At 74.0% G+C, this 9,959-nt stretch carries 7 protein-coding genes; 4 read left to right on the top strand and 3 right to left on the bottom strand.

Annotated features, from left to right (window positions below):
• A partial coding sequence (locus OZN99_RS17905; RefSeq protein WP_270936630.1) for a LysR family transcriptional regulator occupies positions 1-830 on the top strand: 830 nt, incomplete at its 5' end.
• A 107-nt stretch (positions 831-937) separates the two neighbouring features.
• Here OZN99_RS17905 and OZN99_RS17900 read toward each other — a convergent pair.
• Both OZN99_RS17900 and OZN99_RS17895 read right to left on the bottom strand, forming a co-directional pair.
• Positions 938-1,717, bottom strand: a complete 780-nt coding sequence (locus OZN99_RS17900) for a hypothetical protein (protein WP_270936629.1) — start codon at positions 1,715-1,717, stop codon at positions 938-940.
• 122 nt (positions 1,718-1,839) lie between these two features.
• Complete coding sequence (locus OZN99_RS17895; RefSeq protein ID WP_270936628.1) at positions 1,840-2,841, bottom strand: tripartite tricarboxylate transporter substrate binding protein; 1,002 nt, start codon at positions 2,839-2,841, stop codon at positions 1,840-1,842.
• 166 nt (positions 2,842-3,007) lie between these two features.
• Between OZN99_RS17895 and OZN99_RS17890 the strand changes: the two genes are divergently transcribed.
• The 3 genes from OZN99_RS17890 to OZN99_RS17880 all read left to right on the top strand — a co-directional run bounded on the left by OZN99_RS17890 (position 3,008) and on the right by OZN99_RS17880 (position 8,375).
• Positions 3,008-4,666: a sensor domain-containing diguanylate cyclase gene (locus OZN99_RS17890; RefSeq protein WP_270936627.1), complete on the top strand. Its 1,659-nt coding sequence runs from the start codon at positions 3,008-3,010 to the stop codon at positions 4,664-4,666.
• Positions 4,667-4,768: 102 nt separating this feature from the next.
• The gene (locus OZN99_RS17885; RefSeq protein WP_270936626.1) at positions 4,769-6,211 is read left to right on the top strand and encodes a mannose-1-phosphate guanylyltransferase/mannose-6-phosphate isomerase; all 1,443 of its coding nucleotides are present in this window, start codon (positions 4,769-4,771) and stop codon (positions 6,209-6,211) included.
• 22 nt (positions 6,212-6,233) lie between these two features.
• A complete protein-coding gene (locus tag OZN99_RS17880) occupies positions 6,234-8,375 on the top strand; it encodes a glycosyltransferase (RefSeq protein ID WP_270936625.1) in 2,142 nt (713 codons plus the stop codon).
• Here OZN99_RS17880 and OZN99_RS17875 read toward each other — a convergent pair.
• The coding region (locus OZN99_RS17875) for a polysaccharide biosynthesis/export family protein (protein WP_270936624.1) at positions 8,362-9,959 on the bottom strand (1,598 nt) is incomplete at its 5' end. The genes OZN99_RS17880 and OZN99_RS17875 overlap by 14 nt on opposite strands.

Below are 9,959 nucleotides of genomic sequence, written 5' to 3'. Positions count from 1 at the left end.
CGGCGCGCAGGCTCGGCCTCGGCCAGCCCGCGACCAGCGCGGCGCTGGCGCGGCTGCGCGTGCTGTTCGGCGACCCGCTGCTGCTGCGCAGCGGCGCCGCCATGGTCCGCAGCGAGCTGGCCGAACGCCTGGCTCCCGCGGTCGCGGAGGCTTTGGCCGGGCTGTCGGAGGCGCTGGCGGCCGCCACGCCCTTCGATCCCGCCTCCTCAACTCGGGCCTTCACGCTGGGCAGTACCGACTACACCTCGCAGGTTCTGCTGCCGCCGCTGCTCGCGCGGCTGCGGCTCGAGGCGCCGGGAATCGACCTGCGCATCCGCGGCTACGCGAAGGAGGAGGTGCGCGGCCTGCTCGCTGCGCGCGCGGTGGACCTGGTGCTCGGCACGCTGCGCCCGCCGCCGGAGGAACTGGTGGCGACGAAGCTGCTGGAGGAGCGGCTGGTCGGGCTCGCCGGACGCGGTGCGGTGGCGCGGCTTCCAGTGCCGCTGACGCCGGCGGCCTTCGCCGGCCTGCCCTTCGCGCTGTTCACGGTGAACGGCGATGCGACGGGCGTGGGCGACGCGGCGCTCGCCGCGCTGGGCCTTCGCCGGCGCGTCGCGCTGGCCCTGCCGCACCTGACCGCCCTGCCGGCACTGCTGGCGAGCACCGACCTCGTCTCGGTCGTGCCGGAACGCTTCGCGCGCGCCGTGGCGGGTGAAACGCTGGAGGTCTTCCCGCTGCCGCTGGAGCTGCCACGCTTCGAGGTGCAGCTGCTGTGGCCGCCGGCGGCACGCGCCGACTCCGGCCTAGCCTGGTTACGGCGCCTGATCGCGGAGGTCGGGCAACGGGCGTGAGAGGCATCCCCCTGGCGCTGGCCGGCTTGGCCATTGCAGGCCGCGAGAGTCTGCTCAGGGTCGCAAGCCGCTGTCCCACCATGGGCCGCAGACAGCGCCCGGCGTCCTCAGCCGACCACCCCGCCGAAGCGCGGATCCCAACGCCAGGGCGAATTGGGACCGACGGTGACGCCGCCCTGGAAGCGGGGCGCGGGGGCGTGCCTCTCCTCGCCGCGCAGCACGGCCGCGCCGCGCGGCGAGAGGCGCCAGGGGGCGCCGCGCTCCAGCAGGCGGCGCGGGCCGTCGGAGAGGCGCGCGACGTGGTCCAGCACGATTAGGTCGGTGACCTGGAACACCGGATCGGCTTCGTGCAGCGCCGCCAGCACGGCGGCGACGTCGCCGGCCCCCGCCGCGACGGCGCGCAGCAGCAGGCGCTCGGTCTGCGACAGGCCGTCGGTGGTCCAGGGCAGGTCCTGCAGGTGGCGGCGCAGCGAGGCGGCCAGGTGCGGCAGCGGCAGGGCGCGGCGCCACAGCGCATCCAGCGCGCGCGGATCCTCCTCGGCGAAGGCGGCCCAGGCCTCGGCGCCGGCTTCCAGTTGCGCGCGGGTCAGGGGCGCGGGGTCCAGCGCGCCGAGTTCGGCCGGGGGCAGCGCGGCGAATGGGCGCCTGCCGTCGGCCGGCATCAGGAACACCCTGCCTTCCAGCCCGCGCCGCTCGGCCAGCAGGGACAGCACGCGGATCAGCGCGGCCTGGTCCCAGAGGTCGTGCTCGAACCACAGCAGCACGCGGTCGAAGCGCTCCAGCCCGCTCAGCGAGGCGTATTCGGCGCCGAGCCGCAGCCGCACCGCCTGCAGGTCGGCACCGTAATGCGCCGCGACGAAGCGGGCGCGGCGGCCGAGATAGGCCATCAGCCCGTCCTCGCCGACCGGCCCCTGGCAGACCGGATCGGCGAAGGCGAGGTACTCGCCGTGCCACCCGGACGCAGGCAGCAGGTCCCGCAGGTCGTCGCCGCAGCGGAGATGCGCGACGGTCAGAGCCGCAGCCCCATCCGGCGGATCATCGCGCCTTCCTCCGCGAAGGTGCGGCGCGCCAAGGCGGCGTATTCGTCGGAGCCGAGATACATCGGCGCCATGTCGAAGCGGTCGAGGATGGCGATGTGGGCGGGATCGAACAGCGCCTCGCGGAAGGCGTCGTGCAGCACACGCACGACCTCCGGGTTGATGCCCTTCGGCCCGGCCAGGCCGTAGGGCGAGGCGGAGACGATGTCGATGCCGCTCTCGCGCAGGGTCGGCACGTCGGGGAAGCGCTTGGCACGGCTCTCGCTCCAGACCGCCAGCAGCCGCATGCGCCCGGACTGGACCATGTCGGCCCAGCCGGAACTGTCGGCGCTGGCCTGGATCTGCCCGCCGAGCAGCGCGGTGGCGTTCTCCGCCCAGCCGCGGAAGGGCACATGCGTCCAGTCGATGCCGCGCGCGCCGGCGATCTGCTCCATGGTGATGTGCAGGGAGGTTCCGACGCCGGGGGTCCCGTAGTTCACCCGGCCCGGATTGGCCTTCGCGTAGTCCAGGAACTGCGCCAGCGTCTGCCACGGCGCATCGGCGCGCACCACGATCCCGAACAGGTAGCCGGTGACGTGGATGACCCAGGTGAAGTCCTCGAGCGGGTTGAACAGCGCCCGCTGCGCCATCTGGGGATGGCGGAAGACGCTGATCGGCATCTGCGCCAGCACGTAGCCGTCCGGCCGTTCCTGCAGCAGCTGCTGCGCCGCCAGGACGCCCCCCGCGCCCGGCTTGTTCTCCACGATCACGGGCTGGCCGAGCCGGCGGGCGGCCTGCTCGGCCAGGGCGCGCATCTGGATATCGGTGGTGCCGCCGGCGGCCCAGGGCACCAGCAGGCGCACCGGGCGGTCGGGGAAGCGGCCAGCGCCGGTTCCCTGCGCGCGCAGGCTCGGTGCGGCCAGCAGGCCGGCGCCCAGGCCGAGCAGGGCGGCGCGGCGCGTGAATCCCGACGGCAGCGTGACGGATGGGCGCATGGACGTGACCTCCCGCAGCGGCGGGCCTTCAGCGGCCCGTCCGGCTCCTGGCGGCATGGGTAGCCGCGGTCAACGGCACGGGCAACCGCCGCCGGGTTAAGGGCAGGTTCAACGTTCCGTCCCCATTATGTCCCGCGAGATGCCCCGACCGTCCCTCACGAGCCGCATGAAGGCCGCGCTTCTCGCGTCGGCCCTGATCGCCGTCTGCGCGCTCGGCGCGGCGGCGGCGCTTTACAGCCAGAAGCACCTGCAGCGGAACCAGGCCAGGCTTGTCGAGCTGCACCGCATCATGGCGGATGCGCAGCGGCTGCAGCTGCTGATCGCCGACAGCAAGGTGACGATCCGCCACTGGATGCTGTCGGGCCGCCGCGCCGATCGCGAGATCTCGGCGCGCAGCGGAGAGCAGTTGCGCGATGTCGGACGGGAGCTGTCGGGCCGGCTGGAGGAAGCGCTCAGGATCCGCGGGCTGCCTTCCATCGGGGCCATGCTCGAACACGTGCTGCGCGTGCGCGACCAGGCGCATGAAACCATCGAGCAGTATGGCATCGAGGCCGCGCGTGAGCTGTCGCTGCGCGCGGGCGGCACGGATGCGGCGCGCCAGCTGCTCGCCGTGCTCGAGGAGCTGCGCCGTGCCCTGGAAGCCGAGCTCGGCGATGTCGATCGCAACCTCTGGCAGGGCCAGACCATGGCGCTCCTGCTGCTCGGCGCGTCCGCGCTGGCGATGCTGCTCCTGCTGCTGGCGGCGGTCGGGCTGCTCGCACGCCGCCATGCCGCCGCGGAGCGTTCGCGCGCCGAGCTGGACGCCCGCGGGCAGGAGGTCGCAACCCTGTTCCGCATGGGCGAGCTGCTGCAGAGCAGCCACTCACCCGAGGACATCCGCCGCATCGTCTCCCACACGGCGGAGGAACTGCTGCCGGATCTGCCGGGCGCCTTCTACGTGTTCAACAACTCGCGCGACCGGCTGGACGTGCTGGGCGTGTGGGGGCATCGCGGGCTGCCGCCGCGGCTTCCGGACCATTTCGCGCCCGGCGAGTGCTGGGCGCTGAAGCGGGGCCGCCCGCATGGCCGGGTGGCCGGCGACAGCCTTCGCTGCGACCATGCCGCCGACGAGGAGAGCTGCACCCTCTGCGTGCCGATGCAGGCACGCGGCGAGGTCTATGGCGTGCTGCAGTTCTTCGGCCGGGCCGACGTGGCACTGCCGCCTGCCCAGACGGAGCTCGCGCAGGCGCTGGCCGACGGCGTCTCGCTCGCGCTGGCCAACCTCGCGCTGCGCGAGAAGCTGCGCAACCAGGCGCTGCGCGACGAGCTGACCGGCCTGCACAATCGTCGCTTCCTGGACGAGACCCTGCCCCGCCTGGTGGCGCATGCGGAACGCCGCGGCGCGCCGATCGCGGTGCTGATGCTGGATCTCGACCACTTCAAGCAGGTCAACGACCGATATGGCCACGCCATGGGCGATGCCGTCCTGCGCGAGGTGGGAGCGTTGCTGCAGGTGCGGCTGCGTCGGATGGACATCGCCTGCCGCTACGGCGGTGAGGAACTGCTGGTGCTGATGCCCGACTGCTCCGCGCAGGAGGCGCTCCGGAGGGCACACGAGCTCTGCGCCCAGGTGCGCGGCCTGCGAGACCAGTCGCACGCCGCGGTCCCCGCGGTGACGGTCTCCATCGGCGTCGCGGCCTGGCCCGAGCACGCCGAGGACATGGCCCAGGTGATCCAGGCGGCGGATGCGGCGCTGTATGCCGCCAAGCGCCAGGGGCGCGACCGGGCGGTTCCGGCGGAGGCGGCTCTGGCCGGCACCGCCCTGGCCGGCCTGCCGGCGGAATGACGGGGGCGGCGCGGCGCCCCGCCTTTGCCGCCCGCCCGCCTTTTCTTTTGCGGAGTGCTGCGACATAGGGGGGCACAGTTCCGCCCGGCCCCAGGATCCTGCATGTCGACCGTGTCCGCCGACCAGATCGTGCCCGTCATCCTCTCCGGGGGAACCGGCACGCGGTTGTGGCCCCTCTCGCGCGAGGCCTATCCGAAGCAGTTCTGGCCGCTGGCCGCGTCCCGCACCATGCTCCAGGAGACGGCAGCGCGCGCCACCGGGCCGCGCTTCGCCCCGCCGGTCGTCGTCTCGGGCGAGGCGCACCGCTTCCTCGTCGCCGAGCAGCTGCGCGAGCTGGGCCTGGACGAGGCGCGCATCGTGCTGGAACCGGCGGCGCGCAACTCCGCCGCCGCCATCGCCGCCGCCGCGGTGCTGGTGGGCGAGGCGACGCCGGATGCGGTGCTGTGGATCATGGCCGCCGACGCTGCCGTGTCCGACGTCCCGGCCCTGCTGGGCGCGCTGGAGGCAGCGGCGGCGGCGGCGCGGCTCGGCCGCATCGCGACCTTCGGCATCCGCCCGACCCGGCCCGAGACGGGCTACGGCTACATCGAGGCCGGCGCCACGCTGCCGGGCACCGAGGCCGGCGGCCACGCCGCGCTGGAGCTCGCCCGCTTCGTCGAGAAGCCGGATGCGGCGCGGGCCGCCGCCATGGTCGCCGGCGGGCGGCACCTGTGGAACAGCGGCATGTTCGTCGCCACGGCGCGGACCCTGCTGGCCGAGCTGGAAGCCCATGCGCCCGAGGTGCTCGCCGCGGTGCGGGACGCGGTGGGGGCCGCTGCACGCGACCTGGGCTTCGTGCGGCTGGGGCCGAGCTTTGCGCAGGCGCCCTCCATTTCGGTGGACCATGCCGTGATGGAACGCACGGCGCTGGCCGCGGTGGTGCCCTGCGACCCGGGCTGGTCCGACGTCGGGTCCTGGGATTCGCTGTGGGAGATCGCGGCGAAGGATGCCGAGGGCAACGCCACCGTCGGCCCCGTCGCGATGCACGGCGCGAAGGGCTGCTTCGTGCGGTCGGAAGGCATCCTGACCGCCGTGGTCGGGCTGGAGGACGTGGTGCTGGTGGTCACCGACGACGCGGTGCTGGCCTGCCGGCGCGACCGCGCGCAGGACGTCAAGCAGATCGTCGAGCGACTGAAGGCGGAACGCCGGAAGGAAGCCACCGAGCACCGCCGGATGTACCGCCCCTGGGGCAGCTACGAGGGCGTGGCGCATGGCAGCCGCTTCCAGGTGAAGCGCATCGTGGTGCGCCCGGGCGCGAAGCTCAGCCTGCAGAAGCACTACCATCGCGCCGAGCACTGGGTGGTGGTGGCCGGCACGGCCATCGTCGAGCGCGACAAGGAACGCATCCTGCTGCGCGAGAACGAGAGCGTGTACCTGCCGCTGGGATGCGTGCACCGGCTGGAGAATCCTGGGATGATCCCGCTGACGCTGATCGAGGTGCAGTCCGGCCCCTATCTGGGCGAGGACGACATCGTCCGGATCGAGGACACCTACGGGCGCGCCTGAGGCGCCTCCGGCGGGGCCGCCGATGGGCAGCGCGGAGGATCCGCTCGCCGAGGCGGAGCTGCGCCGCGACGCGTCGGACTGGTCCGGCGCCGCCCTGGCCTTCGCGCGGCACCTGGCACGGCTGCCCGAGGATTGGCGGGTCTGGATCCAGCATGGGCATTGCGTGAAGGAGGCCGGCGATCCCGCAGGGGCGCTGGCATCCTATCGGCGGGCGGAAGCCGGACTGCCGGAGGATGCCGACCTGCAGGTGCAGATCGGCCACGCCCTCAAGCTGCTCGGCGACCTCGCCGGGGCGCGCGCGGCCTATGCGAGGGCGCTGGAGATCGACCCGCTCTCGGGCATCGCCTGGCGGGAGGTGGCGGGGCTGCTCGGCGGCACCGCGGCCGCGACGGCGCCGCCCGGGGGGCTCAGCCTGCTGGGCGACCTGCGCGTGGTGTTCGACCTCTCCGACCTGTGGTCCTGGTTCGGCACGGCGCGGGCGCCGACCGGCATCCAGCGCATCCAGATGGAGATCGCCGGGGCGGCGCTGGGGCACGCCGCCGGCCTGGCGGAGGCGCGGCTGGCGGTGTTCCGCCCGGAGAGCGGGACCTGGCGTGAGCTGCCATGGGAAGCCTTCCGCCGCCTGGCCGGGCTGTCGCGTGCCGACGCCGACCCCTTCGATCCGGCCTGGACGGAGAGCCGCGCGCAGGTGGCGGCGCTGCTGGACGCCGCATCGGACCTCGCCTTCCCGGACGGCGCCTGGCTGGTGAATCTCGGCTCCTCCTGGTGGCTGCCGGGCTACCACCTGGCCGTCCGCACGGCGCGCGCGCGCCATGGGGTGCGCTACGCGGCGCTGGTGCACGACACCGGGCCGGTGACCGCGCCGGAATACAGCGAGCCGGCGGCTTCGGCGCGCTTCGCGCGCTGGTTCGCGGCGCTCGGCGTGCAGGCGGAGCTGCTGCTCGCGATCTCCGACGCCACGCGGCGGGACATGCAGGCGCTGGCACCGGAAGCCCTGCCCGGGCTGCCCACGGCGCCCGTGCATGTGCTGCGGCCCGATGTCGCGCCACGGCCCGTCGCGACCGCGACGCTGCCGGACCTTCCGGCCGGACCTTACGCGCTGTGCGTCGGCACGATCGAGGCGCGCAAGGACCACCTCTTCGTCCTGAACGCCTGGTTGGCGCTGCTGCGCCGGCACGGGGCGGCGGTGCCGCATCTCGTGCTGGCCGGGCGCGCCGGCTTCGGCGCGGAGCCGGTGCTGGAGCTGCTGCGCCGCGCCCCGGCGCTGACCGGGCGCGTGACCTGGCTGGACGCCGTGCCGGAGGCGACGCTGGCCGCGCTCTACCACGGCGCTCTGTTCACCATCTGCCATTCCCGCCACGAGGGCTGGGGCCTGCCGGTGACCGAGGCGCTGGCGCATGGCAAGGCGGTGGTCGCGCCGGCGCATTCCGGCCTGGTCGAGGCCGGACAGGGCTTGGCGCTGCACCATGCGTCGGGCAGCGAGCCCGAATTCCTGCGCCTTGTCGAACGGCTCATCCTGGAGCCCGACTTCCGGGCCGAAACCGAGGCGCGCATCGCCGCCGGGCTGCGCCTGCGCAGCTGGCGCGCCGTAGCCGAGGAGTTGCTGGCGGCCCTGCAGACCGCGCCCGCCGCCCCGCCAACGGTGCCGGCGCCGCCACTCGGCGTGGTGCACCGGCTCGGGTTGATCGACTCGCCCTGGCCGGAGCCGGCCATGGCCTGGGCGGATCTGCTCCGCGCCGGACCGGGATGGGGCGCACCCGAGCCGTGGGGCTGCCCGACCGCCGCCGGAACCGCCCTGATCCGACTGCCGCTGCCGGGTGGCACGCGGGGCGCGCTGCGGCTGTACCTGGCGCTGCGCGGCATGGACGGCCCGCGCCGCGTGGCATTGCGTGCCGGGCGCGCCCAGCGGCTGGAACTGGACGTGCCGGCGGGCGAGCGCCCGGTCGCGGTCCTGGAGATCACCGCACCCGGCGCGCAGGCCGAGGTGGCGATCAACGCGGTGGACGGCGTCGGCCGGCCGGCCGGTATCGGGGTGGTGGCGCTGATGGCGTGCGCGCCGGATGACCTGGCGGCGCGGCTGACCTTCCTGGAGACGGTCAGCTTCGTCTGGCCGGAGAGGGCATCGCCGCTCTCCGGCCGGGTCGCCCCGCCTACCAGTCCATGAACACCCGCGCCGCCAGCGCCGACTGGAAGATCAGGTTCAGCAGGTCGCGGGCGATCTGGAAGTTCTTGGGGTCGAGCTGCGGCAGCGCGATCAGCTCGTCACCGGGCTCCGGCCCCTCGGTCGGCTCCAGCACCAGCGCGCCACTCGCCTTGCGGATCATCACCGTGCTGGCGGAACCACGCTCCGCGAAGCCACCGGCGGCGCTGATGTAGTCGGGGATGCGCATGTTGGGGCGCCAGATTACCGCCTGCGGCGCGCGCACCTCGCCGGCGACCATCACCGTCTCCACGCGCTCGGGGATGACGATGGTGTCGCCATCCTGCACGCGGACATCGGTGCAGCGTCCGCCGCGGTCCATCATGACCAGCCGGCCCTCCGGCTGGGTACGGCGGGCGCGCTGGATGTAGTTGGCGACGAGGTTCGCCTCCGAGGCGCGGATCTCGGCGACGCCGGTGGTCGCGGAAACGGCGAGGAAGAGCTGCCGCTCCAGCCGGTCCATCGCCTCGTTGATGACGCGCTGCTGCTGCTGCGCCAGGCCCGGGCGCAGCAGGAACACGCCGCGCGTATTGGCCAGGCGCGGGTCGACCTCGATGTGGTCCAGTACCGCGCAGACCGATGTGTCGCGCTCCGCGATCAGCACCGAGGGCCCGATGCGGCTGCCCTCCACGCTGACGCGGACGGTCGGCGCCGGCGCGTCCGTGATGAAGCTGACGGTGTCCTGGTCCAGCAGCTGGACATTGGCCAGTTCCCGCACGCTGACGTAGCGCGCGAAGGGCTGGCCGCCGCGCGTGCCGCGGATGACGGCGTTCGTGGCGGAGGGCAGCGGCGCGGCGAGGCGGATGAGCTCCGACCCCGGCATGGAGCGGCCGGCGACCTCGAAGAGGAAGTTGTTGCGCACCGCGCCGTCGGCGCCGACCACGGCGCCCTGCGGTGCGACCACGATGGTGTCGCCCTGCTGCAGGTTGAGCTGGGGCAGCTGGCCGGTCAGCAGGAAGCGGTAGAGATCGACGCGCACCACGTCCCGCCCGCCGCGGCGCACCGCGATGTCGCGGTAGGAGCCGCGGCCCGGATCGACGCCGCCGGCACGCGCCAGATAGTCCAGCACGCTTTCGGACGCGGCGCCGAGGTGCCGGCCCGGAAGTCGGACATGGCCGGTGACGAAGACGCCGAGCGAGCCGGTGTTGATGACGGTCGCATAGACCTGCACCTGCTGCGCATAGACGCGGCGGACCTCGGCCTCGACCACACGCTGGATGTCGCCGGCGCGGGTGCCGGCCAGGCGCACCGGCCCGACCTGCGGGACGAAGACATTGCCCTCGTTGTCGATGACGGCCTGCAGCGCGCCCTCGACGAAGCCCCAGAGCGTGATGGAGACGCGGTCGCCGGGGCCGAGGACGTAGTTCGGGTTCGGCGTGTCCGTCGGCGCCGGCGGCGCGCGGTTGAACAGCGTCGCGCCGAACACCGCCGTGGCCGGGCCCGGCAGCCGGCCGGGATCGCCGAGCGGGCCGACGGCGATCGGGCCGCCCTCGGCCGCGGTGGTGGTGCCCTGGCGCTGCGTGACCGTCGGGTCGTTGCGGTTCAGCA

Origin of the sequence: Falsiroseomonas oryzae (assembly GCF_027856955.1) — a bacterium.
Taxonomy (GTDB): domain Bacteria; phylum Pseudomonadota; class Alphaproteobacteria; order Acetobacterales; family Acetobacteraceae; genus Falsiroseomonas; species Falsiroseomonas oryzae.
This window is presented reverse-complemented; position numbering and strand designations above follow the sequence as displayed.